Raw genomic sequence first — 927 nt, 5'->3', positions numbered from 1 at the left:
ATTGAGAAGCCCTTTTTCGTTTCTATTACCTTATAACCTATTCCTATAACTCACTTTCTATCTTTCCATTGTTGCCACTGTCACTGTTTTTAGTAATCACTTCCTTAAAAATCTAATCTTCTTTTAATTATCATTAATTTTTATATGCTAAATTGAGTGCTCTGTTTTTCTCATGTATTTTGTTGTGAGTAAAATAAATCCTTTTAACGACAGCTGTAAAAATGAATCAATATATATACCCCGTGATGAAATACTGAAAGGGCACTTAACATTGAAGGTGAATATAATAATGAAGATGCGTTGTTTTATGGTTGATACTCTTGCCACTATTATATTCTTTACTGTTATTGCCGCTTGTACTGAGTTGTTCATAGCAGGAATGGATCCTAGCGAAGTATTTATTACACGTTTGATCATGATACCTATGATGGTGTTAACCGCTAGGCCTTATGCAATTTGGCGTGATTGCTGTTTTAAATGGACACAACCTAATACTCGTTTATATAAAACAGTGATTGATGCTTTAGCGTTCATGTCATTTCAATTGCCCATTTATATCATCACATTAGCCATTGCAGGAGCAGACGTTAATGAAATAATTAGCCTTGTTATTTCATCTTCACTATTAATGCTGATGGTGAGCCGACCTTTTGGTATTTATCTCGAATATATCAGGCGTTATTTCAAAGTTACCTCGATAAAGCAATGTTAACTATTTTAGAAAATCTACGGTAACTATCTCAATGTAACTATCTCAATCAACCAGCGCTAATTAGTTCAATTAATAATATAGTTTCAGTTTCATGAATGGCGATTGATTACTTTTTATAAAGTGATTGAGTGTAACTTGCTCTTTTTGATTGGAAATTAAGCGTTCGAACTTTAATTGTAAAAAAGTACTTGGCTTTTATCTCAGTTTCTATAATA

The 927-nt window shown here is 32.0% G+C and carries 1 protein-coding gene; it reads left to right on the top strand.

What is annotated here, in order from left to right; all coding sequences use genetic code 11:
- The first annotated feature begins 289 nt into the window (after window positions 1–289).
- Entirely contained in the window at window positions 290–712 is a 423-nt protein-coding gene (gene alaE, locus MT391_RS20685; RefSeq protein WP_299668366.1) for an L-alanine exporter AlaE, read from the top strand.
- The last annotated feature ends 215 nt before the right edge of the window (window positions 713–927 follow it).

This window comes from Vibrio sp. 1-Bac 57 (genome assembly GCF_037546855.1).
GTDB lineage: Bacteria > Pseudomonadota > Gammaproteobacteria > Enterobacterales > Psychromonadaceae > Psychromonas.
Note: the sequence above shows the minus strand (reverse complement) of the source record. Positions and strands in the feature narration are given on the sequence as shown.

Bases quoted from the DNA above. Each gene is read 5' to 3' on its own strand.
- alaE (WP_299668366.1), top strand. From the start codon at position 290: ATGAAGATGCGTTGTTTTATGGTTGATACTCTTGCCACTATTATATTC.